The organism is Kribbella qitaiheensis (assembly GCF_014217565.1).
Classification (GTDB): Bacteria; Actinomycetota; Actinomycetes; order Propionibacteriales; family Kribbellaceae; genus Kribbella; species Kribbella qitaiheensis_A.
This window is the reverse complement of the sequence record NZ_CP043661.1, coordinates 1,433,192-1,457,003: the sequence shown is the minus strand read 5'-3', so window position 1 is coordinate 1,457,003 and position 23,812 is coordinate 1,433,192. Positions and strand designations below refer to the sequence as shown.

The 23,812-nt window shown below is 68.7% G+C and carries 26 protein-coding genes and 3 pseudogenes; 18 read left to right on the top strand and 11 right to left on the bottom strand.

Annotated features, from left to right (window positions below; translation table 11 throughout):
• The 4 genes from leuD (at window position 1) to F1D05_RS06585 (ending at window position 3,269) form a co-directional block, all read left to right on the top strand.
• Window positions 1–600, top strand: coding sequence for a 3-isopropylmalate dehydratase small subunit (gene leuD / locus F1D05_RS06600; protein WP_185446462.1), 600 nt, complete (start codon window positions 1–3; stop codon window positions 598–600).
• 454 nt (window positions 601–1,054) lie between these two features.
• Complete coding sequence (gene corA / locus F1D05_RS06595) at window positions 1,055–2,221, top strand: magnesium/cobalt transporter CorA (RefSeq protein WP_185446461.1); 1,167 nt, start codon at window positions 1,055–1,057, stop codon at window positions 2,219–2,221.
• Window positions 2,222–2,280: 59 nt separating this feature from the next.
• Window positions 2,281–2,466 carry a hypothetical protein gene (locus F1D05_RS06590; protein ID WP_185446460.1) on the top strand — a complete coding sequence of 62 codons (186 nt, stop codon included), beginning with the start codon at window positions 2,281–2,283 and terminating at the stop codon, window positions 2,464–2,466.
• Between the two features lie 224 nt (window positions 2,467–2,690).
• Window positions 2,691–3,269: an HU family DNA-binding protein gene (locus F1D05_RS06585; RefSeq protein WP_185446459.1), complete on the top strand. Its 579-nt coding sequence runs from the start codon at window positions 2,691–2,693 to the stop codon at window positions 3,267–3,269.
• Window positions 3,270–3,347: 78 nt separating this feature from the next.
• On the opposite strand, the gene F1D05_RS06580 is transcribed toward F1D05_RS06585, so the two are convergent.
• Window positions 3,348–3,554 (bottom strand): hypothetical protein, encoded by a 207-nt coding sequence (locus F1D05_RS06580; RefSeq protein WP_185446458.1) that lies wholly within the window; start codon window positions 3,552–3,554, stop codon window positions 3,348–3,350.
• Between the two features lie 14 nt (window positions 3,555–3,568).
• Window positions 3,569–4,240, bottom strand: coding sequence for a 2-phospho-L-lactate guanylyltransferase (gene cofC, locus F1D05_RS06575; protein ID WP_185446457.1), 672 nt, complete (start codon window positions 4,238–4,240; stop codon window positions 3,569–3,571).
• A gap of 16 nt (window positions 4,241–4,256) precedes the next feature.
• On the opposite strand from cofC, the gene F1D05_RS06570 reads away from it, so the two are divergent.
• Complete coding sequence (locus F1D05_RS06570) at window positions 4,257–5,045, top strand: lysophospholipid acyltransferase family protein (protein ID WP_185446456.1); 789 nt, start codon at window positions 4,257–4,259, stop codon at window positions 5,043–5,045.
• A pseudogene (locus F1D05_RS06565) lies at window positions 5,042–6,047 on the top strand (NAD(P)H-dependent glycerol-3-phosphate dehydrogenase). Before F1D05_RS06570 ends, F1D05_RS06565 begins: the two are co-directional and overlap by 4 nt.
• Window positions 6,048–6,061: 14 nt before the next feature.
• Here the strand turns inward: F1D05_RS06565 and F1D05_RS06560 are convergent.
• Window positions 6,062–7,192 carry an ROK family protein gene (locus F1D05_RS06560; RefSeq protein WP_185446455.1) on the bottom strand — a complete coding sequence of 377 codons (1,131 nt, stop codon included), beginning with the start codon at window positions 7,190–7,192 and terminating at the stop codon, window positions 6,062–6,064.
• A 70-nt stretch (window positions 7,193–7,262) separates the two neighbouring features.
• Between F1D05_RS06560 and F1D05_RS06555 the strand changes: the two genes are divergently transcribed.
• From F1D05_RS06555 to F1D05_RS06540, 4 genes are all read left to right on the top strand, one after another.
• Window positions 7,263–8,357 carry a Gfo/Idh/MocA family protein gene (locus tag F1D05_RS06555; RefSeq protein ID WP_185446454.1) on the top strand — a complete coding sequence of 365 codons (1,095 nt, stop codon included), beginning with the start codon at window positions 7,263–7,265 and terminating at the stop codon, window positions 8,355–8,357.
• Between the two features lie 10 nt (window positions 8,358–8,367).
• On the top strand, window positions 8,368–9,507 hold the full coding sequence (locus F1D05_RS42850) for a sugar phosphate isomerase/epimerase family protein (protein ID WP_428995002.1): 1,140 nt from the start codon (window positions 8,368–8,370) through the stop codon (window positions 9,505–9,507).
• Window positions 9,508–9,965: 458 nt separating this feature from the next.
• The gene (locus tag F1D05_RS06545) at window positions 9,966–10,820 is read left to right on the top strand and encodes a class I SAM-dependent methyltransferase (RefSeq protein ID WP_343066578.1); all 855 of its coding nucleotides are present in this window, start codon (window positions 9,966–9,968) and stop codon (window positions 10,818–10,820) included.
• 185 nt (window positions 10,821–11,005) lie between these two features.
• Complete coding sequence (locus tag F1D05_RS06540) at window positions 11,006–11,833, top strand: SMP-30/gluconolactonase/LRE family protein (RefSeq protein ID WP_185446452.1); 828 nt, start codon at window positions 11,006–11,008, stop codon at window positions 11,831–11,833.
• A 67-nt stretch (window positions 11,834–11,900) separates the two neighbouring features.
• On the opposite strand, the gene F1D05_RS06535 is transcribed toward F1D05_RS06540, so the two are convergent.
• Window positions 11,901–13,094: an MFS transporter gene (locus tag F1D05_RS06535; protein ID WP_246486476.1), complete on the bottom strand. Its 1,194-nt coding sequence runs from the start codon at window positions 13,092–13,094 to the stop codon at window positions 11,901–11,903.
• Between the two features lie 90 nt (window positions 13,095–13,184).
• Here F1D05_RS06535 and F1D05_RS41850 point away from each other — a divergent pair.
• The 3 genes and pseudogenes from F1D05_RS41850 to F1D05_RS06525 all read left to right on the top strand — a co-directional run.
• Window positions 13,185–13,559 (top strand): annotated as a pseudogene (locus tag F1D05_RS41850) (DeoR family transcriptional regulator); the annotation flags it as partial.
• A gap of 76 nt (window positions 13,560–13,635) precedes the next feature.
• Window positions 13,636–14,019 carry a hypothetical protein gene (locus F1D05_RS41845; protein ID WP_281388965.1) on the top strand — a complete coding sequence of 128 codons (384 nt, stop codon included), beginning with the start codon at window positions 13,636–13,638 and terminating at the stop codon, window positions 14,017–14,019.
• Window positions 14,016–15,230 (top strand): MFS transporter, encoded by a 1,215-nt coding sequence (locus tag F1D05_RS06525; RefSeq protein ID WP_185446451.1) that lies wholly within the window; start codon window positions 14,016–14,018, stop codon window positions 15,228–15,230. Before F1D05_RS41845 ends, F1D05_RS06525 begins: the two co-directional genes overlap by 4 nt.
• Here the strand turns inward: F1D05_RS06525 and F1D05_RS06520 are convergent.
• The 3 genes and pseudogenes from F1D05_RS06520 to F1D05_RS06510 form a co-directional block, all read right to left on the bottom strand.
• Window positions 15,203–15,763: pseudogene (locus F1D05_RS06520) on the bottom strand (nucleoside deaminase); the annotation flags it as partial. The gene F1D05_RS06525 and the pseudogene F1D05_RS06520 overlap by 28 nt on opposite strands.
• 26 nt (window positions 15,764–15,789) lie before the next feature.
• Window positions 15,790–16,896, bottom strand: coding sequence for a trans-sulfuration enzyme family protein (locus tag F1D05_RS06515; RefSeq protein ID WP_185446450.1), 1,107 nt, complete (start codon window positions 16,894–16,896; stop codon window positions 15,790–15,792).
• Window positions 16,886–17,098: a hypothetical protein gene (locus F1D05_RS06510; RefSeq protein WP_185449870.1), complete on the bottom strand. Its 213-nt coding sequence runs from the start codon at window positions 17,096–17,098 to the stop codon at window positions 16,886–16,888. The genes F1D05_RS06515 and F1D05_RS06510 overlap by 11 nt, the downstream gene beginning before the upstream one ends.
• Before the next feature lie 62 nt (window positions 17,099–17,160).
• On the opposite strand from F1D05_RS06510, the gene F1D05_RS06505 reads away from it, so the two are divergent.
• The gene (locus F1D05_RS06505; protein ID WP_246486474.1) at window positions 17,161–17,304 is read left to right on the top strand and encodes a ferredoxin; all 144 of its coding nucleotides are present in this window, start codon (window positions 17,161–17,163) and stop codon (window positions 17,302–17,304) included.
• Window positions 17,305–17,349: 45 nt separating this feature from the next.
• A complete protein-coding gene (locus F1D05_RS06500; protein ID WP_185446449.1) occupies window positions 17,350–18,471 on the top strand; it encodes a D-alanine--D-alanine ligase family protein in 1,122 nt (373 codons plus the stop codon).
• A 55-nt stretch (window positions 18,472–18,526) separates the two neighbouring features.
• Here F1D05_RS06500 and F1D05_RS06495 read toward each other — a convergent pair whose 3' ends face one another.
• The 4 genes from F1D05_RS06495 to F1D05_RS06480 form a co-directional block, all read right to left on the bottom strand.
• Window positions 18,527–19,750: an RNA polymerase sigma factor gene (locus tag F1D05_RS06495; protein ID WP_185446448.1), complete on the bottom strand. Its 1,224-nt coding sequence runs from the start codon at window positions 19,748–19,750 to the stop codon at window positions 18,527–18,529.
• On the bottom strand, window positions 19,750–20,166 hold the full coding sequence (locus tag F1D05_RS06490) for a YciI family protein (protein ID WP_185446447.1): 417 nt from the start codon (window positions 20,164–20,166) through the stop codon (window positions 19,750–19,752). Before F1D05_RS06490 ends, F1D05_RS06495 begins: the two co-directional genes overlap by 1 nt.
• Window positions 20,167–20,302: 136 nt before the next feature.
• Window positions 20,303–20,758, bottom strand: coding sequence for a DUF3515 domain-containing protein (locus F1D05_RS06485; protein WP_246486473.1), 456 nt, complete (start codon window positions 20,756–20,758; stop codon window positions 20,303–20,305).
• A 59-nt stretch (window positions 20,759–20,817) separates the two neighbouring features.
• Window positions 20,818–21,054, bottom strand: a complete 237-nt coding sequence (locus F1D05_RS06480) for an Lrp/AsnC family transcriptional regulator (protein ID WP_246486833.1) — start codon at window positions 21,052–21,054, stop codon at window positions 20,818–20,820.
• Between the two features lie 127 nt (window positions 21,055–21,181).
• Here F1D05_RS06480 and F1D05_RS06475 point away from each other — a divergent pair, with 127 nt between their 5' ends.
• From F1D05_RS06475 to F1D05_RS41840, 3 genes are all read left to right on the top strand, one after another.
• Window positions 21,182–22,144, top strand: a complete 963-nt coding sequence (locus F1D05_RS06475) for a thiamine-phosphate kinase (protein WP_185446445.1) — start codon at window positions 21,182–21,184, stop codon at window positions 22,142–22,144.
• A gap of 61 nt (window positions 22,145–22,205) precedes the next feature.
• Window positions 22,206–23,012 carry a bifunctional hydroxymethylpyrimidine kinase/phosphomethylpyrimidine kinase gene (gene thiD, locus F1D05_RS06470; protein WP_185446444.1) on the top strand — a complete coding sequence of 269 codons (807 nt, stop codon included), beginning with the start codon at window positions 22,206–22,208 and terminating at the stop codon, window positions 23,010–23,012.
• The gene (locus F1D05_RS41840) at window positions 23,009–23,812 is read left to right on the top strand and encodes a DinB family protein (protein WP_281388918.1); all 804 of its coding nucleotides are present in this window, start codon (window positions 23,009–23,011) and stop codon (window positions 23,810–23,812) included. The genes thiD and F1D05_RS41840 overlap by 4 nt, the downstream gene beginning before the upstream one ends.

Genomic DNA, 23,812 nt, shown 5'->3' with positions numbered 1-23,812 from the left:
ATGGAAGCCTTCACCCAGCACATCGGCACCGCGGTCCCGCTGCGGCGCAGCAATGTCGACACCGACCAGATCATCCCGGCCGTCTACCTGAAGCGGGTCACCCGGACCGGGTTCGAGGACGGGCTGTTCGCTGCCTGGCGCAACGATCCTTCGTTCGTGCTGAACCAGCCGGAGTACGACGGCGTCTCGGTGCTCGTCGCCGGGCCGGACTTCGGCACCGGATCGTCGCGTGAGCACGCGGTCTGGGCCCTGATGGACTACGGGTTCCGGGTCGTCGTGTGTTCGCGGTTCGGCGACATCTTCCGGGGCAACTCCGGCAAGGCCGGGCTGCTCGCGGCCCTCGTCGAGCAGGACGTGGTCGAGCAGCTGTGGGCAACGATCGAGACGGACCCGGGCACCAAGGTCACGGTCGACCTGGAGAACAAGACGATCTCGGCCGGTGAGGTGTCGGCTCCGTTCGAGATCGACGACTACACGCGTTACCGGCTGCTGAACGGGCTCGACGACGTCGGCATCACCTTGTCCCACGAGGCCGACATCACGGCGTACGAGGCCACCCGGCCCGCCTTCAAGCCCGCAACCCTTCCGGTAAAGGCGTAAAAAGCTCCGCACCAAGGCCGTGGGTGGCTGAGGTCAGGGAAAAGCGAGAGGGTGGGTACTTCGAAGCGGCTGTGGCTGGGGTGGTGTCCCCGGTCGCGGCCGCTTTTTCGTGGGTGCGGAGCGTTCGCAGTACCCACCAGACAGTTGCCGGAAACTTCGGCGTAACGAATCGCACACTTATGCCGATACACCCGGTGTTAGGCTGACGGGGTTGTTCAGAACAAGGACAGCCGGGGTTGTCAGAACAAGGCTTGCGAGATTTTGGAGGTGGGGCGCCATGAGCAGCGAACCCTCCAGACATATCGATCTCGCTCGGCCTTGAGGGACTGAATCCTCTTCCAGGTCACACCCCGGCGCGATCGCCAGGGGTGTGTTGTGGCGCGCGGCAACGGGGCCGCGGAGGTCGGGCAGAAGCTGCCGCACACTTCCGCTTCTGGCTTTTCCTGGAGGACTCATGTCCGACCTGCGCATCCGTACCCTTCGTGCGTTCAGCCGCACCCCTTCGCTCCGCGCCGCCGCCCGCCGGTACGCCGCCGGTGTGGTCGAGCCTGCTCCGCTGGAGCAGAAGCCGGCCCCGTCGCCGGGCGCCAAGCCCAAGGGGCACAGCGTTGTGGACAGCGCGATCTACTGCAACGGCAGCAGGGTCGCTTCGCCGGAATCGTTGGCAGACACCTATCAGGAGCTGCACGAGTCGCCGCACAGCCTTGCCTGGATCGGCCTGTACCGGCCGGACCGGCGTGAACTGAACTCGCTGGCCAAGGAGTTCGACCTGCACGAGCTGGCGATCGAGGACGCCATCCAGGCCCATCAGCGGCCGAAGCTCGAGCGGTACGGCGACACGCTGTTCGTCGTACTGAAGGCCGCACGCTACCGGGACGAGACCGAGGAGGTCGAGTTCGGCGAGGTGCACCTGTTCGTCGGCCCGGACTTCGTGGTGACGGTCCGGCACGCCGAGGCGCCGAACCTGGCCGCCGTCCGCCGCCGGGTGGAACGCGATCCCGAGTTGCTGCGGCGGGGGACCGAGGCTGTTCTCTACGCGATCATGGACAAGGTCGTCGACGGCTACGCGCCGGTGGTCGCCGGCCTCGAGAACGACATCGACGAGATCGAGACCGAGGTGTTCCGCGGCGACCCGAAGGTGTCGCGGCGCATCTACGAGTTGTCCCGTGAGGTGATCGAGTTCCAGCGCGCGACCCGGCCGCTGATCGGCATCCTCGACTCGCTGCGGGCCGGCTTCGACAAGTACGGCGTGGACGAGGAACTGCAGCGCTCGCTGCGCGATGTGGCCGACCACGTCACCCAGGTGGTGGAGCGGGTGGACGCTTTCCGCGAACTGCTCCGCGACATCCTGACGGTGAACGCGACGCTGGTCGCGCAGCAGCAGAACGAGGAGATGAAGTCCCTCACCGTTGCCAGCAACGCGCAGAACGAAGAGGTGAAGCGGATCTCCGCATGGGCGGCGATCCTGTTCGCGCCGACCCTGATCGGCACCGTCTACGGGATGAACTTCGACAAGATGCCGGAGCTGCACTGGCAGTTCGGCTACCCGTTCGCGGTCGGGATGATGGCCTTGGTCTGTGGCGGTCTGCACCTGATCTTCAAGCGTCGCGGCTGGCTCTGAGGGCTGGTTTGGGCTACGGGAACTAGTCTTCCGGCAACGAACCAAGGAGGCGGAAGACTATGTGGTTGTTCCTGCGGCGACGACTGATCATGTGGGTCGTGCTGGCGATCGCTGTGCCCTTGCTGGAGTGGCTGTTGGGCAAGGTGAGCCAGGAGCTCCGGGCCCGGAAGGGCGAATCGGCCGTCACCAGAGGCCTCGATACGGCCCGGTCGGGCGTCCGGACACTGCGCGGAAAGCGGCGCTGAACCCGGCTCGGGCGGCTCTGGCGGGTGTCACCGATGGTCGCCGGATCGTTGCTCTGAAGGGATTCGAAGTGGCCTTTAGGGGTGGTTCGGGAAGAAAAGTGGCCCAAATCGCCTAAAACAAGGCCGAATTGCCGCGTTGGTGTTTGTGCATAGCGTGCGGAGTCCATAACGTTCACGGAAGATCGAGCGCTGTGCTCGACGCAGGAGTTCACGGAGGGAAGACAGTGAACAAGAGCCAGTTGGTCGAAGCGCTCGCAGTGCACTTCGACGGAAATCGCCGTTCGGCCCAGCACGCCCTGGAGTCGGTGATCGACACCGTCCAGCGCGAGCTGACCAAGAAGGGCGGCAAGGTTGCCATTACCGGGTTCGGTGCCTTCGAGGCCATCGAGCGCGGGGCCCGGATGGTCCGCAACCCGCGGACCGGTGAGGTCAAGCGGGCCAAGAAGACGGTCGTGCCGAAGTTCCGCGCTGGTGCGGAGCTGAAGGCCGTCGTCGCCGGTGCGAAGAAGCTGCCGAAGCTGGTCGCGCCGAAGCCGGCCGCCACCAAGGCAGCAGCCCCGGCCAAGAAGGCCGCGCCGGTGAAGGCCGCCGCGACCAAGACGGCCGCCGCCGCCAAGAAGGCCCCGGCCAAGAAGGCATCCGCCACCAAGACGGTTGCCAAGAAGGCCCCGGCCAAGAAGGCTCCGGCCACCAAGGCCGTTGCCAAGAAGGCTCCGGCAAAGAAGGCCGTCGTTGCCAAGAAGGCGCCGGCCAAGAAGGCCCCCGCCAAGAAGGCACCGGCGAAGCGCGCAGCAGCACGCTGACCTTCGGTACCTGCAGCTACACCAGCGAAGGCCGGTCACCCCACTCCAGGGGCGACCGGCCTTCGCCGTGCCGGGGTACTAGTTGATGGTGATGAAATGCACCGCGGTGATCGCGAGGTCGGCGCCGGAGCCGGTGGTGTCGAGGCGGACGCGCTGACCGAGGCGTAGCAGGCGCACCGGAGTACGGGCCAAGGCGTCGGCGGCAAAGGACAGTTCGACACCGGCATCGGTCAACACTGCGCCGGATCCTGTCGCAGCGTCGTAGCGGCTCACAGTCGCTTGCATGTGAGGACACTAGCTCAGCAAGCCAGTCCTTCGGACCCTGTGGCAGCGCCGAGGACAAGTGACATCACGTCAGCAGTCCGCGGTCCGACGCCTAGCTGTACTGCGTGCGCCAGGTCCGCTGCGGTGTCGACGTCGCGGCGTACCGAGTCGATGGACGTCAGTTCGATCGGGTGCGCACCGGATGCCTGGTGGGCTAGTGCGGAACCGACGCCGAAGCGCGGGTCGAGCGGAACGCCGGGGCCGGCGGCAAGCATCGTCGTACCGGTTCCTGGCTGGTCGATCACGAAGCTGCGGTCTGCTGTGGAAGCAGCCAGCGCAGCAGACAGCTCAGCTGGCCGTAGCGCTGGTAGATCCGCCGAGAGCGCAGCGACACCCATGCCTGGGTAGTCCGCGGCAGCGATCGCTGCGCCATGCTCCAGCGCCTCGTTGAGTCCCACTCCAGGCAGGTCCGGTACTACGCGCGCGCCGACCGCTGTGACGTCCGCTGCGACCACTGGATCATCGGTGACGACCAGGACGGCGTGCACCAGGGGAGAGTCGAGCGCAGCGGCAGTAGTGTCGACAGCGAAGGCATGCGCCAGCTCCGGACGGTGCTGCGGGTAGGCGGCAGCGAGCCGGCTCTTCGCGATCGCCGTACGCTTCACCGGGATCACCAGGATCCAGGACGCGACCTCTACGTCTGACATCAGGCAGGATTCTCCCATGACCGACGGCTCGTACGACGACCAGGAGGCCGAAGTGAACGGCCAGCGCAGGACCGAGGGACCCCGGCCGCGCCGTGGTTTCTGGTTCGGCCTGGTGGTCGTCATCGTCAAACCGTTCATGCTGTTCTGGACCAAGCGGGACTTCCGCGGCATGCAGAACCTGCCCCGGACCGGCGGCATGGTGTTCGTGACGAACCACATCTCGCACTTCGACCCGTTCGTCCTCGGCCTCTATATCTGGGAGTGCCGGCGGATCCCGCGGCTGCTCGGCAAGGCGTCGCTGTTCAAGCTGCCGATCGCCGGCCGGATCATCACCAGCGCCGGGCAGATCCCCGTCTATCGCGATTCTGCCGAGGCCGCGGATGCGTTCCGCGCGGCGGTTGCGGCGGTGGAGAAGGGCGAGTGCGTCGGCGTCTATCCCGAGGGCACGATCACGCGCGACCAGGAGCTGTGGCCGATGACCGGCAAGACCGGTGCCGCAAGGATCGCGTTGCTGACCGGCTGCCCGGTGATCCCGATCGCGAACTGGGGCGCGCAAGAGGTGTTCGCGTCGTACGGCAGCATGCGGATCCGGCTGCTGCCTCGCAAGACGATGCGGGTGCTGGCCGGCGAGCCGGTCGACCTGAGCGCGTTCCAGGGCCGCCCGATCACCACCGAGCTGTTGCACGAGGCAACCGAGGCGATCATGAACCGGGTCGCCGGCGAGCTCGGCGTACTGCGCGGTGAGACCCCGCCCAAGGAATTGTTCGACCCGCGGAACCAGCCTGAGGATGAGGAGACTCGATGACCAAAGTCGCGGTGTTCGGTGCCGGCTCGTGGGGGACGGCCTTCGCCATTGTGCTCGCGCAGGCCCGGGAACCAGGTGTCGCTGTGGGGTCGCCGCGAATCGCTCTGCGAGGCGATCAACAGCCGGCACGAGAACCCGGACTACCTGCCCGGGCTGCGGCTGCCGGACGCCATCACCGCAACGCATGACCCGGCACAGGCGGCCGAGGGTTCCGAGGCGATCGTGCTCGCCGTTCCTTCGCAGTCGTTGCGGGACAACCTGCGCGACTGGGCCGACGTGCTGCCGGCCGCAGTACCGCTGGTCAGTCTTATGAAGGGCGTCGAGGTCGGTACGACGAAGCGGATGAGCGAGGTGATCGCCGAGCTCACCGGGGCCGGTCCCGAGCGGATCGCCGTGGTGTCGGGGCCGAACCTTGCTCGCGAGATCGCTGAAGGGCAACCGGCCGCTGCCGTGGTGGCGTGTGCTGATGAAGGGACGGCGGCGCGGCTGCAGAAGCTGTGCCACTCGCCGACGTTCCGCCCGTACACGAACAACGACGTGATCGGCTGCGAGCTCGGCGGCGCGACCAAGAACGTGATCGCGTTGGCCGTCGGGATGGCTGTCGGTCTCGGCTTCGGGGACAACGCCCGGGCCTCGGTGATCACGCGCGGGTTGGTGGAGACAGCCCGGCTCGGTACTGCGTTGGGCGCGGACGAGCACACGTTCTCCGGCCTGGCCGGTCTTGGTGACTTGGTGGCGACCTGTTCGTCGCCGTTGTCGCGGAACCGGACCTTCGGCGAGAAGCTCGGCCAGGGGATGACCGTGGCCGAGATCGCCGGCGCTACCCGCCAGGTGGCTGAGGGCGTGAAGTCCTGCTCGTCCATCTCCGAGTTGGCGCATCACCACGACGTCGAGATGCCGATCGCGGAGCATGTCACCAAGGTCGTCGCCGGTGAGATGACACCCAAGGACATGCTCTTCAGCCTGGTCTCGAGGTCAGCGAAGTCCGAACGCTGGGGCTGACCGGCGTCTCGGCTTCACAGCCCGAGGACGTACTGCTGGACCATTGCCGCGGCGCCTCGTAGCGGGGCGTCCCGGCCGGTGCCGGAAGCAACGACCTGGAGCGCGGTAGTGGCCAAGGGCAAGGATCTGGCATAGATCGCTTCGCGGATCCCGGCCAGCAGGCTGTCGCCGGCCTGGGACAACGAGCCGCCGATCACGATGACGGACGGGTTCAGTAGGCTGACGCAGGCGGCCAGGACGGTCCCGATCTCGCGGCCTGCCTGACGAACCGCCTGGGTCGCGATGGGGTTGCCGGCGCGGATGAGTTCCACCACGTCCTGGCTGGTCTCCGCAGGGAGGCCCGCTGCGCGGAGTCGGGCTGCGATGGCCGCCGCGGAGGCGATCGCTTCCAGGCAACCGGTATTGCCGCAGCGACACAGCTCGGTGTGGCCGGGGGCCTGGATGTGCCCGATGTCGCCGGCCGCGCCTTGTGCGCCGCGGTGCAGCCGGCCGCCGCTGATCACGCCGGCGCCGATGCCGGTGGCAACTTTGACGAACAACAGGTGCTCGACCTCGGCGTACCGGCCGGTGTGCTCGCCGAGGGCCATCAGGTTGACGTCGTTGTCGACGAGCACGGGGCCGGCGAATTCGCGGGACAGCCGGCCGACGACGTCGTACGAGTCCCAGCCCGGCATGATCGGTGGATGGTTCGGCCGGCCGGTGAGGTGCTCGACCGGTCCCGGCAGCCCGACGCCGGTACCGGCCAGTCGCCCGTTGCCGAGCAGTCGGTGCCCGTGTGCGGCGAGCTCGGCCAGCACGGTCTCCGGGCCCTCGGCGATGTTGTGGGGAGTCGTGACGCTGTCGATGATCAGCCCGCTGAGGTCGGTGAGCGCGACGGTCAGGTGGGTCGCGCCGACATCCGCGGCGAGCACCTGCCGGGCCGACGGGTTGAACCTGAAGCGCGCCGGCGGCCGGCCGCCGGTCGACTCGGCCGCTTCGTAGGGCGCGACGTACTCCTGGGCGAGCAGGACCTCCAGTCGCCCGGTCACGGTCGACCGGGCCAGGCCGGTGAGATCCATCAGCTGGTTGCGGGTCCGGGGCTCGCCGTCCAGCAGCAACCGCAGCAGCGGATCCGGCTCCGCGGCTGGTGCGCTTTCGTTGGCCATCGGGACTTCCGCCGTTCGTCGGTGGACTTTTGCTTGACGGGGAACAAAAGCTTCACATAGCGTCGCAGGCATGTCCACCGGTGCGCGCAAGCTCAGAGTCGGGATCGTCGGCGGCGGCTTCATGGGTCGGGTGCACGGTCGGTCCGCGTTGGTCTCAGGCGCGCAGGTGGTCGGCGCGGTCGGCTCCGGCCCGGATCGCGCGGGGGCCGCGGCCGAGGCCACTGGCGCCGACCAGGGTTTCGCGACTCTCGATGAGCTTTTAGCCTCCGACGTCGATCTGATTCACGTCTGTACGCCGAACAACACGCATCTGCCGGTGGCCCTGCGAGCGCTCGACGCGGGCAAGCACGTCATCTGCGAGAAGCCGCTGGCCACCTCCGCGAAGGACGCCACCGGGTTGCTCGCCGCAGCCGAGGAGGCGGGCCGGATCGGGACGGTCCCGTTCGTCTACCGGTACCACCCGATGGTCCGCGAGTTGCGGACCAGGATCGCCGCCGGTGACGCGGGTCAGATCACCAGCCTGCACGGGAGCTACCTGCAGGACTGGCTGGCCGAGGCCGACGACGACAACTGGCGGGTGGACGACCAGGCCGGCGGTCCGTCGCGGGCGTTCGCCGACATCGGGTCGCACTGGTGCGACCTGACCGAATTCGTCACCGGCGACCGGATCGCCGAGATCAGCGCGCAGACGCGGACGATCAGGGGCACCCGCGGCGGCGTCGAAGTACGGACCGAGGATCTTGCGACGGCCCAGTTCCGGACCGCCGCCGGCGTCGTGGGCACGGTCGTGGTCAGCCAGGTCGCCGCCGGCCGGAAGAACAGGCTGTACCTCGAAGTCTCCGGGACCGAGTCGAGCTTCGGTTTCGACCAGGAAGACCCGGATCGGCTGTGGGTCGGTCGCCGGGTCGCCAGTGAGTTGCTGACCCGCGATCCCGACACCCTGAGCCCGCCCGCCGCGAGGGTGAACCGGCTGCCGGCCGGTCATGCCCAGGGCTACCAGGACGCCTTCGACTCGTTCGTCGCCGACAGCTACGCGGCAGCCCAGGGCGATCGCCCGGACGGCTTGCCCGACTTCGCCGCCGGCGCACGTTCCACCCGCATCGTCGACGCCGTACTGCGGTCAGCCGCAGCCGACGGCGCCTGGACCACCGTCGATTCTCTTTAGGAGCCAGCGCATGCCACGCCCGATCACTCTGTTCACCGGCCAGTGGGCCGACCTGCCGTTCGAAGAGGTCTGCGGTCTCGCTGCTTCCTGGGGGTACGACGGCGTCGAGATCGCCTGCTCGGGGGATCACTTCGACGTACAGCAGGCCATCGACGACGAGAACTACATCGCCGGCCGCAAGGAGATCCTCGAGCGGCACGGGCTTCAGGTCTTCGCGATCTCGAACCACCTCGTCGGCCAGGCGATCTGCGACAACCCGATCGACTTCCGGCACCAGGCGATCCTGCCGTCGCGGGTGTGGGGCGACGGTACGCCGGAAGGCGTGCGGCAGCGGGCCGCCGAGGACATGAAGAACACCGCGCGGGCTGCCGCGAAGCTCGGCGTGAAGACGGTGATCGGCTTCACCGGGTCGTCGATCTGGCAGTACGTCGCGATGTTCCCGCCGGTGCCGGCTTCGGCGATCGAAGCGGGGTACAAGGACTTCGCGGATCGGTGGAACCCGATCCTGGACGTCTTCGACGAGGTCGGTGTGCGGTTCGCGCACGAGGTGCACCCGTCGGAGATCGCGTACGACTACTGGACCACCGTGCTGACGCTGGAGGCGATCGGGCACCGCGAGGCCTTCGGGCTGAACTGGGACCCCAGCCACATGGTCTGGCAGGACATCGACCCGGCCCGCGTTCCTCTGGGACTTCAAGGACCGGATCTACCACGTCGACTGCAAGGACACCCGGATGCGGGTCGGCGGCGGACGCAACGGCCGCCTCGGCTCCCACCTGCCGTGGGGCGACCCGCGCCGCGGCTGGGACTTCTACTCGACCGGCCACGGCGACGTGAACTGGGAGGACTGCTTCCGCGTCCTCAACTCGATCGGCTACGACGGCCCGATCTCGGTCGAATGGGAAGACGCAGGCATGGAGCGCAAGGTCGGCGCCGCCGAAGCCGTCAACACCATCCGAGCCCTCGCCTTCGACAAACCAGAAGGCTCCTTCGACGACGCCTTCGCCACGGACAAGTAGCTCCGTACTCCGCTCGTCCCGCCCACGCCGGGGCGCCGCTCCTGCGTCGCCGGCTGGTCAAGGCGCCCACGCGGCTCCTGCGTCGCCGGCTGGTAAGGCGCCCACGCGGCTCCTACGGCGCCGGCTGGTAAGGCGCCCACGCGGCTCCTACGGCGCCGGCTGGTAAAGGCGCCCACGCGGCTCCTACGGTGCCGGCTGGTCAAGGCGCCCACGCGGCTCCTACGTCGGGCGCTGGTTGGTGCTGCCCACCATGGTTCGCCGCCGCCTGGTTCCCCGGGGTGCGGGTGGGCCAGGGATCGGGTCCGCTGGCACGATGCTCGGCCGATAGCGCGCTATAAACCCGGCAGCGGACGAAAAACCCGGCAGCGGACGAAAAACCCGGCAGCTCGACTTCCCAGACCCGCACTCGCCGAGCAGGCTAAGCAGCGTGTCGGCGGAGTGGTACGCGGCGTCGGTCGGTTTGGGGCGACTTTGTGCATGGCTTGAGTGCTTCCGGGCCGCAGATTGCTGATCTCGTGCACAAGGTCGCGCGATCGCGTCGACGTCGGGTCGGAATCTGGCGGGGTGGTCGCTGGGGTCCGTTGGGGTGATGATGGGCCTCCGGCGAGTGGGAGGTTTTGGCGTGGGGATCGACTGGGGTGTTGGTAGGTATGAGGCGACGGGGGAGTTGCTCGCGCCGGTGTCTGAGGTTGTGGTCGGGTTGGTTGGGCCGTTGGCGGGGCGGCCCGTATTGGATCTGGGGTGTGGGACCGGGAACGCCGCATTGGCTGCTGCGGCTCGGGGTGCGGTGGTGACTGGGGTGGATCCGGCGGGCAGGTTGCTGGAGGTTGCTCGGGGTCGGGCTGCTGCGCAGGGGCTTGATGCCGAGTTCGTCGTTGGGGATGCGGCGGGGATTCCGGTGAAGGATCAGTCCGTTGAGCTGGTGATGTCGGTGTTCGGGGTGATCTTCTCGCCGGACCCGGCGGCTGCGGTCGCGGAGATGGTGCGAGTGGTTGCGCCGGACGGGCGGATTGTCGTCACGGATTGGCTTCCTGGTGGGCCGTTGACGGTTGTGAACGGGACCGCCGCCAAGTTCATGGGTGAGGTCTTCGGCGGAGGAGATGGGCCGGCTCAACCGCGTGACGCTGCTGACAAGCCGAAGTCGCTTGCCTGGCATGATCCGGAGGCTTTGCACGCGGCGTTTGCGCCGTACGGGTTCACCGTCGAAGTACTTCGTAAGAGCTTGGTATTCGACAATGCGTCTGCGGAGGAGTATCTGGCGCACTCGGCACAGCACCCGATGGCGGTCAGCGCCGATGCGGCACTCTCCCAGCGGCCCGATGCCGCAGAGTTGCGCGCCGAACTCAAGTCCCGGCTACTCGCAGCCGCCCAGTCGGTCAACGAAGACCCCGAGGGCTACCGCATCACCGCCCACTACACCGTCGCCACCGCCCGCCGCGCCTAACCTCCCGCCCACCCTCACCACCCGCGCCCAAGCTCCCAGCCCAGCCTCATCGCCCGCGCCAACCTCCCGTCCGGCCAGCCTCACGGCCCGCGACAGCGGTTTGTTGGTGGGTGTCGAAAAGGTGGGGGTGGGTTCGTACTACGGGTGAGGGCGTTCAGAGGGGACGCCGGAGGTTGGGAGTTGTGATGGTGGAGTTGGTGCTGGGCGGGTTGGCGTTCGGGGAGTCGCCGCGGTGGCGGGAGGGGCGGTTGTGGTTCTCGAACTGGGGGACCGGCGAGATTCTCGCGGTTGATGCCGAGGGCAAGAGCGAGCTGATGGCGAGCGTTCCGCCGGAGACGTTGCCGTTCTCGATCGACTGGTTGCCGGATGGGCGGTTGATCGTCGTCGCGGGGGTGCGGTTGTTGCGGCAAGAGCGGGACGGGGCGCTGGTCGAGCATGCCGACCTGAGTGGGGTCGCGGACATGTTCAACGAGATCGTGGTCGATCGGCGCGGGTACACCTTCGTCAACGGTGGGTGGTTCGACTTCTCGAAGCCGGGGGTGATCGTTGTCGTCACTCCCGAAGGGGAGGTCCGGCAGGTCGCCGATGGGATCGCGTTCGGGAACGGGATGGCGGTGAGCGAGGACGGGACGACGCTGATCGTCGCGGAGTCGTACGGGTGCCGGTTGAGCGCCTTCGACATCGGCGCGGACGGCAGCCTTGCGAATCGGCGGGTGTGGGCGGACCTCGGCGAGGGGCAGCATCCGGATGGGATCTGTCTGGATGCCGAGGGAGCTGTCTGGTACGCCGATGTGCCCAATCAGCAGTGCGTCCGGGTGCGGGAGGGCGGTGAGGTGTTGCAGAAGGTCGAACTCGACCGGGGTGCTTTCGCCTGCATGCTGGGTGGCGAGGACGGCGCCGCGCTCTACATCCTCGCGGCCGAGTGGAGTGGCTTCGAGAACATGTTCACCCCGGCTCGCACCGGCCAACTCCTCACCACTCCCGCCCCAGCCCCACACGCGGGCCGCCCCTGAGGGCGCCGGGTCGCCCTCAGACCCCGCGGTACGCGGGCGTAGTACGGCGCTGAAGGTGGCGTGCCGGCTAGAGCGACGCGCGTGGGCGTAGTACGGGGGCGAAGATCGCGAGGCCGACCGTTAGCGCTGTGACGACGATGAAGGAGATGGTGAGGTTGGAGGCCTGGGCGATGCCTCCGATGATGGACGGGGCGACCAGGCCGGAGGCGTAGGTGACGGTTGCCACGCCGGCGATGGCCTGGCTCTTGTTCGGGCCGGCGTGCCCCGCGGCGGCGAAAGCCAGCGGTACTACGACCGCGATGCCCAGCCCGAGCAGGCCGAACCCCACCATCGCCACGAGCGGGTTCGACGCGATCACGACCAGGATGCCGCCGAGGGTCGCGATGATCCCGCTCACGCGCACAGTACGGACCGGGCCCCAGCGGTTCACGACCGCATCGCCGGCGATGCGCGCGATCGCCATCGTCAGCGCGAACCCGGTGGTCGCACCCGCGGCGACGCCGGCCGAGGTGGTCAGGATGTCGCGCAGATAGACAGCCGACCAGTCGAGGCTGGCGCCCTCGGCGAACACCGCGCAGAACCCGACCGCACCGATCAGCAAGGCGGACTTCGGCGGCAGCGCGAACCGTGGCGGCGCTTCCTCGTCCTCGGCCGGATGGAGGTTCAGCACGTACTGCGAGGCAACCGCCCCGAGCACCGTCAAGACACCCGCGGCTACCAGGTGGTGGAGTTGGGCGCTGATGTCGAGGTGCGCCGCGATGGTGCCGACGCCGGAACCGAGCAGCGCACCGACGCTCCACATCCCGTGCAGGCCGGACATGATCGATTTGCCCAGCCGATGTTCGATCTCGACGCCGAGCGCGTTCATCGCCACATCCGCCATTCCCGCGGTCGCGCCGTAAACGAACAAGGCGGCGCAAAGCGTCAGCAGGTTGGTGGCGAGCGACGGGAGGATCAGCGCGAGGGTCCAGAGGGCGATCAGGAATCGCTGGGCGGCGCGAGTGCCGAAGCGATGGCTGATCCGGGCGGCGAGCGGCATCGACAGCGAGGCGCCGATCGCCGGGAAGGCCAGCGCGAGCCCGAGCTGCCCGGCGCTGACGGAGGCGTGCTCCTGGATCCACGGCACCCGGGTCGCGAAGGAGCCGGTCACCGAGCCGTGGACACAGAAGATCGCCGCCACCGCGATCCGGGACCGGCGGACCAGCTGGCGATCCTGGATCGCTTGCATGTCGTCGACCACGAACAGAAACCCCTCACTCAAGCCCTAGCTGACCTGTGCAATTGAACACCCTGAGTAAACAAATCAACAAGAAATTTGTTTGATCACTCAGGACAGTGTTAGCTTTTCACAGTGCGAAGCTCAGAGCGTCAACGGGTCATCATCGACCAACTCCAGGGGTCCGGCCGGGTCGCGGTCGCCGAATTGGTGACGGCCACCGGTGCCTCGGACATGACCGTTCGCCGCGATCTCGACTATCTCGCGGCACAGGGCGTGCTCAAGCGCGTCCATGGCGGCGCTGTGTCCGCGATGCAGTCCGGAGTCGAGCCGCCGTACGCCACGCGCTCCATCGCCGAGACCGAGGCGAAGCAGGCAATCGCGGCTGCGGCTGTGGCCCAGATCCGCGATGGCGAAACCGTCGTACTGGACAGCGGTACCACGGCGTTGGAGGTCGCCCGGCTGCTCAGAGATCGCGTGGTGACGGTGATGCCGCTGTCGCTCCACGTCGCGCAGGAGTTGATCGGCGCGCCTGGCGTCCGGTTGCTGCTGCCGGGTGGTGAGCCACGGGCCGGGGGAGTTGGCGATGGTGGGTCCGCTGACGCTGGCCTCGCTTCGTTCGCTGCGATTCGACGTTGCCGTGCTCAGCCCCTGCGCGTTCAGCCTGGAAGCCGGGATGACCGCGTTCGATCTGGGGGATGCCGAGGTGAAGCTGCAGGCGCTGGCGGTGTCCACGCGGTCGATGGTGCTGGTCGACGGCGCCAAGTGGGATCGCGCTGCGCTCGCCTACATCTGCCCGGCCGATCGGCCCGACCTGATCATCACCGACGCGACCGCGCCCGAGGCCGACCGCGCCGTACTGGCCCAACGCGGCGTGCTCATCCAGGTCGCCGAAACGAACAGTACCGAAGGCGACCGCGTCGAAATCAACAGCACGAAGGCCAACGATCTTCAGGAGTCTCTCTCTTGACCGCCGCGCCCGCGACCGCGAACGCAAACTCCACCACCCAGCAGGGACCACCGCGTGCCGCGCGGATCGCGACCTGGGTCTACTTCGGCCTGAACGGCTTCGCGGTCGGCATGTGGGTCGTCCACATCCCGAACGTCGAGCGGGCGACCAACATCTCGCACACCACCCTCGGCCTCCTGCTGCTGATCCTCGGCGGCGCCGCCTTCCTCGGTATGCAGGTCGCGGGCCCGCTGGCCGACCGTATCGGCCAACGTCGCCTGCTGCCTGCCGCCGGCATCTTCCTCGGCCTGTCGCTGTTCGGCCCCGGCCTGGCCGGCAACTGGTGGACGCTCGGCCTCACGCTGATGCTCTTCGGTTTCGGCAACGGTTCGATCGACGTCGCGATGAACTCGCATGCCGTCGTGGTCGAACGCGCCTACCCGCGGCCGATCATGGCCGCGTTCCACGCGATGTGGTCGATCGGCGGCGCCTTCGCGGCGTTGATCGGCGCCGCGGCGCTCCGGGGCGGTGTCGACACCGCGATCACCCTCAGCGCCTGTGGCCTCCTCTGCATCGTCGTCTCTCTCCTTGCCGCCCGCTTCCTGATCGAAGCCGGCACCGAGGAGCCGGTCGAGGCAATGGCTGAGGTCCCGGCCCAGAAGCCGCCGGCGAAGCTGGTCTGGCAGCTCGGCGCGCTCGCGTTCGGCCTGATGCTCGCCGAAGGGGTCGCCAACGACTGGGCCGCCCTGCAGTTCCGGGACGTCATCGGTACTTCGACCAGCACGGCTGCCTACGCGTACGGCGCGTTCGCAGTCGCCATGACGGTCGGGCGGTTCGCGACCGACCGGGTCGCGGCGCTGATCGGCCCGGCGGCGATCGTCCGGTACGGCGCGGCGCTCGCCGCGATCGGCCTGACCACGGTGATCTTCGTGCCATGGGTCCCGGTCGGCCTGATCGGCTGGGCACTGTTCGGACTCGGCTTGTCGGGCGGCGTACCGCAGCTCTTCACCGCCGCCGGCAACCTCGACCGCCGAGCGTCAGGCGCCCTGATGGCGAAGGTGGTCGGCCTCGGCTACGTCGGACTGCTCGCCGGTCCAGCCGTGATCGGCGGCCTGACCCACTGGGTCCCCCTCAACGTCGCCTTCGCCCTCCCGGTCCTCCTCTGCATCGTTACCGTCCTGGCCGCCGACGTGCTGAAACCCGGTCAGGACAAGGAAGACGCAAGCTCGTAGGCCTCGGCCATCGATCCGCACTCCAGGACGCCGCCCGCAACGCACCGCCGCGCGCGTTCAACCGTTGCCCAAGGCATCAACTCCGACGGCTCCGCGACCGACTCGGGCTGATAGACGACCAGCCACATCGCCGGCAGCAACGACCCCCACACGCCGTCGAATCCAGCGGCCGGTCCGGTACTGCGGGGCCAGCGAGCCGAGATCGCCGCCGGTAATATCGAAGGGACCCGCGCGGAGGCATCCCAGACCGGATCCGCGCCCGCATAGACGACGTGCCCCACGCGAGCCAGCCGGATCGCGCTGAGGCAGAACAAGCACGGCTGCAGCGACGTGTGGAGAGTCCAGTCGTCGTACTCCGAGGGCGCCAGTTGACCGAGGACGTCGAGTTCGGCGTGGGCGAGCGTAGTACCGACGAGGCGGCCAGGCGGCGCGGATTCATCGGCGGCCCGGTTGCGGCCGGAGTACGCGATCGAGCCGGCCGGGTCCACCAGGACGGCGCCGACCGGGTAGCTCTTTGCCTGCAGCGACTCCCGGGCGAGTTCGAAAACCTGGGGTCAGATCATGCTTTGAGGGCTTCGGAGAGGTCGTTCCAGAGGTCGTCCGGGTGCTCGATGCCGACCGACAGGCGGATCAGATCGTCGGGAATGGTGGGTACTTCGATCGCCCAGCGGCGGCGGCGTTCCAGCATCGACTCGACGCCGCCGAGGCTGGTGGCGTGGACCCAGAGCGAGGTGCTTTCGCAGACTCGCTGGGCGCCTTCCGCGTCGCCACCGAGCTCGATCGAGAGGATCGCGCCGAAGCCGGACATCTGGGCGGCCGCGCGAGAGTGACCGGGATCGTCGGGCAGGCCTGGGTAGCGGACCCGGCTGACTCGCGGGTGGTCGAGCAATCGAGTGGCGAGGAAGGCCGCGTTCGACTGGGCGCGGTCAAGTCGCAGGGCCAGGGTTCGTAAACCGCGCAAAGCCAGCCACGCTTCCATCGGGCCGGGGATCGCGCCGAGGCTGCGACGCCTGAGTTCGAGGGCCGTCCAGAGCGAGTCGTCCGCGGTGATCACCGCACCGAGCAGGACGTCCGAGTGGCCCGCGATGAACTTGGTGGCCGAATGCATCACGATGTCCGCGCCCAAGCTCAACGGCTGCTGGAGTAGCGGCGTCGCGAAGGTGTTGTCGACGACCGCGGTGGCGCCGGCCGCGTGGGCGGCGGCGCAGATCGCGGGGAGGTCCGCGACCTCCATCGCCGGGTTGGTCGGCGACTCGATCCACAACATGTCCGCGCCGGCGACCGCGGCGGCCACGGCGTCGTTGTCGGCGATGTCGACCCGTTCGACCGTGAGGCGTCCGGTCGCGGCTTGCTGATCGAGCAGAGCCAGTACTCCGCTGTAGGCGTGCGCGGGTGCGACGACCCGGCCGCCGACCGGTACGAGGTCGATGACGGCCGCGGCGGCAGCCATCCCGGAGGCGAAGGTCAGCCCGCGACCGCCTTCCAGCTGACCCAGGGTCGTCTCGAGCGCCGCCCACGCGTCGTTGTCGAACCGGCCGTAGCCACGGTTCCCCCCGGCGATGTAGGTCGAGCTGAAGACGGGCGACTCACCGAGCGGCGCATCCGGAACACGGGCGGGCCGCCCGGCGTGCACGACGACGGTCGAGGGATCCAGGTCAGGGCTCATACCTGGATTCTCCCAACCCAGCTTCCGGCCGCGAGCGCAGGGCTCGGTGATCCGCCGGCAGCCTCGGGGACCAGCTCGGGTTGCCGGGACCGCTCGGGTCGGCGGTGGGGAGGGGGATGCCGCCGCCTCGCAGCAGGCACATCGCCTCGCGGGCCAGTTCTTTGGCGTCGATGCCGGCCGGGTTGTCGACCCAGGTCTGCACAGTCGAGCGCGCCGAACAGGCTGCTCTCGACGAACTCCAGGACGAGCCGTTCGGGGCAGTGCGTGCTGGCTGCTCCGGAGGTCTTCGACCAGCGAGACGAGGACAGCGGCGCAGTACTGCTGCAGAACCCGTCGGCCGACCAGTACGACGCCACGCGTGAGGCAGCGTTGCCCTGCCCGGCCCGGGCCATCCTGCTGACGGAGTGAAACCCTGCAGGCCCGGCTGCTGCGGACACCGCTATCGTCGAGGCGGTGAGTGAAGAACAGCGCAAACCTCGCGTCGCCATCGTCTTCGGCGGCCGGTCCAGCGAGCACGCGGTCTCGTGCATCACCGCGGCAAATGTCCTGAAGGTGATCGACCGGGACAAGTACGACGTGGTCCCGATCGGCATCGACACCAGCGGCCACTGGGTGCTGGAGAGCGGTGACCCGGACCGGCTCTCCATCACCGACGGCAAACTGCCGGAGGTGGACGCGACCGCGCTGCCGGTGCTGTTCGGCGCCGGCCGCGAACTGATCGTGCAGGCACCCGACCAGGTGCCGAGCACGCTGGGCGAGGTCGACGTGGTCTTCCCGTTGCTGCACGGACCGTTCGGCGAGGACGGCACGCTGCAGGGGCTGCTGGAGATGTCGGACATCCGGTACGTCGGCTCCGGCGTACTGGCCAGCGCTGTCGGGATGGACAAGCACTACATGAAGGTCGTCCTGGCAGCGGCCGGGCTCGAGGTCACGCCGTACGTCGTGATCCGCGAGCGGGACTGGTCCCGCGACCCGCAGGCGTGCCGGGAGGCGGTGGGCCGGCTCGGCTTCCCGGTGTTCGTGAAGCCTTCGCGGGGTGGTTCGAGCCTCGGCATCAGCAAGGTGAACTCCCTCGACGAGCTGGACGGTGCCGTCGCCGAGGCCCGCTCACACGATCCCAAGGTGATCGTCGAGGCGGCCGCGAAGAACCCGCGCGAGATCGAGGTCGGCATTCTCGGCGGGCTCGACGGAGCCGATCCGACGGCGAGTGTCTGTGGAGAGGTCGCACTGATCGGCGGCGGCCACGACTTCTACGACTTCGAGGCCAAGTACCTGCCGGACGAGGTCGAGTTCGCCACGCTGAGCGTGCCGGCCGACCTGCCGGACGAGGTCGCCAACGAGATCCGGGCCAAGGCGCTCACCGCGTTCGAGGCGATCGAGGGCGAAGGGCTGGCGCGCGTCGACTTCTTCCTGGAGGAGGACGGCCGGATCGTCATCAACGAGATCAACACGATGCCCGGCTTCACGCCGTACAGCATGTTCCCGCGAGTCTGGGCCGCCACCGGCATCAACTACAGCGACCTCGTCGACCACCTCCTCGCCCTAGCCCTGACCCGCCCCACCGGCCTGCGCTGACACCCCGTCCGCGCCGCGCTGATCCGCGTCGCCCCGACTCAGCTCCGCGACGAACTCACGGCGACGACGTCTGCGCGATCGTGGCGGCCTTGGCGTTGAGGTAGCGCTGCTGCTGCAAACTCGTCGTCCGCGTCGCCGCCTCGACATACGCAGCCCGTGCCGCGATCCGGTCACCCGACATCTCCAACAGATGAGCCCGTACTGCGAACAGCCTGTGGTCGGCCACGATCCGCTCGTCGCCCTCGATCCGCCCGAGCAACTGCAACCCCTCGGCCGGACCGCAAGCCATCGCGACGGCCACCACGTGGTTCAGCGCGACCATCGGGTTGTCGGTGAGCTGCAGCAGCACTTCGTACAACGCCTTGATCTGCGGCCAGTCCGTCTCCTCGGCGGAAGGCGCTTCGTCGTGCACGGCAGCGATCGCCGCCTGCAACTGGTACGGCCCGACCGGTCCCTGCGGCAGTGCCTTGGTGATCAGCTCGACGCCTTCGGCGATCTCGGCCGTGATCCACGATCCACGGTCCTGCTCGGCCATCGGGATCAGCTCCCCACCCGGACCGGTCCGTGCCGGGCGCCGCGCATCGGTCAACAGCATCAAGGCGAGCAGCCCTGCCACCTCGCTGTCGTCGGGCAACAGCCGGTGCAGCATCCGGGCCAACCGGATCCCCTCGGAGGCCAACTCGACCCGCTGCAGGCTGGGCCCCGTCGTACTGGCGTAGCCCTCGTTGAAGATCAGGTAGCTGACCTTCAGGACCGCTTCCAGCCGCTCGGCCTGATCAGGCGGCAGCGAGAACCGGGCCCCGGCTGCCTTCACACTCTGCTTGGCACGGCTGATCCGGCGCGTCATCGTCGCCTCCGGCACCAGGAAGGCACGGCTGATCTCTGCTGTCGTGAGACCGCCTACCGCTCGGAGGGTGAGCGCGATCTGGGACGCGGCAGACAGCGCCGGATGACAGCACATGAAGAGCAGGACCAAGGTGTCGTCGGAGTCGCCGACCGGCTCCGTCGGCACCAGCGGCCACCGCGAGACCTTGTCCTCGCGGCGCTGCCGAGCCTGCTCACTGCGGAGCAGGTCGGTCAGCCGCCGGGAGGCGACCGTGATCAACCAGGCTCGCGGGTCATCTGGGCGTCCTTGCGAAGGCCACTGCCGAGTCGCAGCAAGCAGCGCCTCTTGTACTGCGTCCTCGGCGGTGTCGAAGTGCCCGTACCGGCGGACCAGCGCGCCGAGGACCTGCGGCGCCAGCTCCCGCAGCAGATCCTCCAGCGTCGGCTCGGACATCAGCCCACCAGATCCTCCTGGCCTTCCGCGAGCGGCCGGATGTCGGCGTAGGCGGTGGCCCGGACGAACTCGGGAGCGGGGGTGTCGGCGAGTCTGGCGGCGATCTCGGTGGCCCGGTCGAAGCTGTCACACTCGACGATCCAGTAGCCGGCCAGCACCTCTTGCGTCTCCGCGTACGGGCCGTCCGTCACCACCGCCGCGCCGTCCTTCGAGCCGAGCCGCCTGGTCAGCACCGGCGCGGCCAGTGCCCTGGTCTCGACGAGCTCACCGGACTCGGCCAGGTCGTCGTTGAACTTCTGCATGAAGGCGCCCATCGCGGCGAAGTCCTCGCCGGTCCACGCGGGTTTGCCGGTGTCCTTCCCGGCCATCCCGTCGTAGTCCTGCTGCGAGGCGTAGGTCAGGATCATGTACTTCATCTGATGCTCCCGTCGTCAGGGCACCAACTCTGGTGCCTCTCACCGGGTACGTCGATGACCCCGCGCGGAACCGGACACGCACTCACCAGGAACTTTCGATGCAGCAGGGACGCGCGTCAGGTGCCGGGCGAGCGCGTCAGGTGCACGGGGTGATCAAGGTGTTGTGGGCCTTGACGGCGTCCGAGACATCGGTGAGGGCGTTGGCTTCCGGGGTGTACTTCGCGGGCACCGCCACCTCCAGGTAGACCTCGCGGCCGATGGTGGTGAAGATGACGCCGTTGGTGACCTCCTTGGCGAACCAGCCCACGCCGTTCACCTCGAAGCACTGCGACTGCGCCTCGGCCATCCCGGCCGGCGGCGTGACTCCACAGGTCACCTCGATGGGCGGATCCCCGTACGCCGTGGTCAAGGCGCTCGACGGCTCTGTCTTGCGCCGTTTGCCGTCGAGCACCTTGGCAGGCATCGCCTGGATCAACCCGGTACACACCTGCGCGACCTCCGGCGCAGGCTCCGGCACGGCGATCTTGACCGGGTCCGGGCCGCAGCCGGCCATCAGCAGCGTCGCGCCGCCAAGCGCGATCGCTGCCCGCATCACGAGAGCGGCCCGCTCCGCTGATTGGCGCGTGGCCGCAGACGAACGGTTGATCGGGGTCAGATGTGGACGACGGGGCACGTCAGCGTGCGGGTGATGCCGGGCACGTTCTGGACCTTCGCCACGACCAGCTTGCCCAGCTCGTCGACGTTGCGGGCCTCGGCGCGCACGATCACGTCGTACGGACCTGTGACATCTTCCGCCAGGGTGACGCCCTGGACCTCGGCGATCTGCTGTGCGACATCGGCCGCCTTGCCGACCTCGGTCTGGATCAGGATGTAGGCCTGGACCACCACGTCGTTCTCCACTCAGTCGTCCTCAGCTGGATCCGGCCACGGTACTGCAGAGCGGCCCGGCGTACTCTTCGTTGCCCGGTCACCGTACCGCCTAGACTCGCCGGAGCGATATGGGAGGTCTGCTGACGTGACAGAGACGTTGGGTGGTACTGGTGAGTTCGGCTTGATCGAAGCCATCACCAAAGGACTGCCCCTGGGTGAGGACGTCCTGGTCGGGCCCGGCGACGACGCGGCCGTGCTGGCGGTGCCGGACGGCCGGATGGTGATCACGACCGACATGCTGGTCGAAGGCCGGCACTTCCGGCAGGACTGGTCGTCGGCGTACGACGTGGGCCGCAAGGCCGCCGCGCAGAACCTGGCCGACATCGTCGCGATGGGCGCCCGGGCGACCGCGATGGTGGTCGGTTTCGGCGCGCCGGCGGAGCTGTCGACCGCCTGGGCGATCGAGCTGAACCAGGGGCTGGCCGACGAGGCCGAGCTGCTCGGCGTCAGCATCGTCGGCGGTGACGTGGTCCAGTCCGACAAGATCGTCGTCTCGGTCACCGCCTTCGGTTCGCTCGACGGCCGACCGCCCGTACTGCGGTCCGGCGCGCGCCCCGGCGACGAGGTGGCCTTCATCGGCCGGCTCGGCTGGGCCGAAGCCGGCGTCGCCGTACTGAACCGTGGTTTCCGGTCGCCCCGGACCGTCGTGGACGCGCACCGCCGCCCCCAACCCCCGTACGCCGAGGGCCCGCGCGCCGCGATCGCAGGCGCCTCCTCGATGTGCGATGTGAGCGACGGCCTGATCGCCGACCTCGGCCATATCGCGGAAGCCAGCGCCGTGGTGATCGACATCCGCTCGCAGGCGCTGGCGATCCCCGAGCCGCTGCAGGCCGTCGCGGCCGCGACCGGGGTGGACGCGCTGACGTTCGTGCTCGGTGGCGGCGAGGATCACGCGCTGGTCGGGACGTTCGAGCCGGCCGACGTACCGGAGGGCTGGACCGTGATCGGTTCGGTTGCCGAGGGCAACGAGAACCTGCCCGCCGGGACGGTGACCGTGGACGGTACGGCCTACACCGGCGCCGCGGGGCACGCCCACTTCGGGAGCTGACCGTGGCCGTGCCCGGCCGATGTGAGGAAATGGCTGTGACAGGCCGACGTGAGGAGCTGACATGAACGCCGCGCCGCCGCGGGTGCTGACGATTGCCGGATCGGATTCCGGCGGGGGAGCCGGGATCCAGGCTGATCTGAAGTCGATGCTGGCCAACGGCGTCCACGGGATGAGCGTGCTGACCGCGATCACCGCGCAGAACAGCCTCGGCGTACAGGGTGCCTGGGAGTTGCCCGAGGAGCAGGTGCGGGCCCAGTTCCGCAGTGTGGTGGACGACATCGGCGTCGACGCGGTGAAGACGGGGATGCTCGCCTCCACCGCGATGGTGCGAGTCGTTGCGTCCTTGCTGCGGACGCTGCCGCCCGGCGTACCGATCGTGGTCGATCCGGTGTCGGTTTCCAAGCACGGCGATGCACTGCTGGCCGCCGATGCGATGGCGGCTGTCCGGGAGGAGATCGTGCCGCTCGCGACCGTGCTGACGCCCAACCTCACCGAGCTCGGCCCGGTGGCGGGGACGAACGGTGAGGATCGGGAGTTGGCAGCGAAGCTCTTGCTCGACGCTGGCGCCGACTGGGTGCTGGTGAAGGGCGGGCATGACGACGGGCCGGTCGCTGTCGACGTACTGCATGGGCCTGGCGTGCGTCGCGAGTACAGCGCGCCGCGGGCCGACAACCGCCATACGCACGGCACGGGGTGCACGCTGGCCAGTGCGATCGCGGCGTACCTGGCCCGCGGGTACGACGTACCGGCTGCTGTCGGCGCGGCCAAGGACTACATCAGCGGGGCGGTTGCCGCCGGGTTCGCGCTCGGCGGGGGAATCGGGCCGGTGGACCATGGATGGCAGTTTCGAACCAGGAGTGATCAGTGAACGCGAGCCGCCCACCGGTGGACGGACTGTGCCAGGAATGCGGCTTCAACTACGACACGGGTGACCTACAGGGCACCGTGACGACGCTGATCCGTCAGTCGGCGGAGAGCAGCATGGCGCTGACGAAGGCGGCGGCCGGGCCGGACGTGAACGTGGTCCGGCTGCGGCCGGAGCCGGAGGTGTGGTCGGCGATCGAGTACGCCTGCCACGTCCGCGACGTGCTCGAGACGCAGCGGGCGCGGATCGCGCAGTGCCTGGCCGAGGACCGGCCGGTGTACGCGCCGATGGACCGGACCGGGCGGCTGAAGGAGCTGAAGTACGAGCAGCAGGACCCGATGGTGGTCGCGGCCGCGCTGATGAAGAACGCCAAGGACTTCGGTGCCGCGGCCCGGGTCCTGAAGCCGGTCGAGCTCGGCAAGCTGGGCCTCTACAACTACCCGGTCCGCGCGCCCCGCTCACTCGGCTGGGTGATCCGCCACACCGCCCACGAGATCCAGCACCACCGCCAGGACATCATCACCATCCTGGCAAAACTGGAACCCCCGATCATCCCCGCCCCGAAGCCCGTCGAGCCCGAAACAACTGACAGCGAGGCCGCAGACGGCGAGCTCAGGGAAGGCGTGGTCGGTGATTCCGCCCCCTCGGACGGTGGCGGGGCAACCGGCGCCGCGGGCGAAGCCGGCCTTCCGGCCGGGAGCGCTGGTGCGGGTGACGGAGGAGTGGCGGGCGATCCCGCTCCTTCGGCCGGGGCGAGCGGCAGCGATACCGCGCGAGCTTCCGGCGGCGCGCCGCCCGCCTGA

Coding starts and splice junctions, on each gene's coding strand:
- leuD (WP_185446462.1), top strand. CDS start 1: ATGGAAGCCTTCACCCAGCACATCGGCACCGCGGTCCCGCTGCGGCGC.
- corA (WP_185446461.1), top strand. CDS start 1,055: ATGTCCGACCTGCGCATCCGTACCCTTCGTGCGTTCAGCCGCACCCCT.
- F1D05_RS06590 (WP_185446460.1), top strand. CDS start 2,281: ATGTGGTTGTTCCTGCGGCGACGACTGATCATGTGGGTCGTGCTGGCG.
- F1D05_RS06580 (WP_185446458.1), bottom strand. CDS start 3,554: ATGCAAGCGACTGTGAGCCGCTACGACGCTGCGACAGGATCCGGCGCA.
- cofC (WP_185446457.1), bottom strand. CDS start 4,240: ATGTCAGACGTAGAGGTCGCGTCCTGGATCCTGGTGATCCCGGTGAAG.
- F1D05_RS06570 (WP_185446456.1), top strand. CDS start 4,257: ATGACCGACGGCTCGTACGACGACCAGGAGGCCGAAGTGAACGGCCAG.
- F1D05_RS06560 (WP_185446455.1), bottom strand. CDS start 7,192: ATGGCCAACGAAAGCGCACCAGCCGCGGAGCCGGATCCGCTGCTGCGG.
- F1D05_RS06555 (WP_185446454.1), top strand. CDS start 7,263: ATGTCCACCGGTGCGCGCAAGCTCAGAGTCGGGATCGTCGGCGGCGGC.
- F1D05_RS42850 (WP_428995002.1), top strand. CDS start 8,368: ATGCCACGCCCGATCACTCTGTTCACCGGCCAGTGGGCCGACCTGCCG.
- F1D05_RS06545 (WP_343066578.1), top strand. CDS start 9,966: ATGATGGGCCTCCGGCGAGTGGGAGGTTTTGGCGTGGGGATCGACTGG.
- F1D05_RS06540 (WP_185446452.1), top strand. CDS start 11,006: ATGGTGGAGTTGGTGCTGGGCGGGTTGGCGTTCGGGGAGTCGCCGCGG.
- F1D05_RS41845 (WP_281388965.1), top strand. CDS start 13,636: ATGGTGGGTCCGCTGACGCTGGCCTCGCTTCGTTCGCTGCGATTCGAC.
- F1D05_RS06515 (WP_185446450.1), bottom strand. CDS start 16,896: ATGAGCCCTGACCTGGATCCCTCGACCGTCGTCGTGCACGCCGGGCGG.
- F1D05_RS06495 (WP_185446448.1), bottom strand. CDS start 19,750: ATGTCCGAGCCGACGCTGGAGGATCTGCTGCGGGAGCTGGCGCCGCAG.
- F1D05_RS06490 (WP_185446447.1), bottom strand. CDS start 20,166: ATGAAGTACATGATCCTGACCTACGCCTCGCAGCAGGACTACGACGGG.
- F1D05_RS06485 (WP_246486473.1), bottom strand. CDS start 20,758: ATGCGGGCAGCGATCGCGCTTGGCGGCGCGACGCTGCTGATGGCCGGC.
- thiD (WP_185446444.1), top strand. CDS start 22,206: ATGAACGCCGCGCCGCCGCGGGTGCTGACGATTGCCGGATCGGATTCC.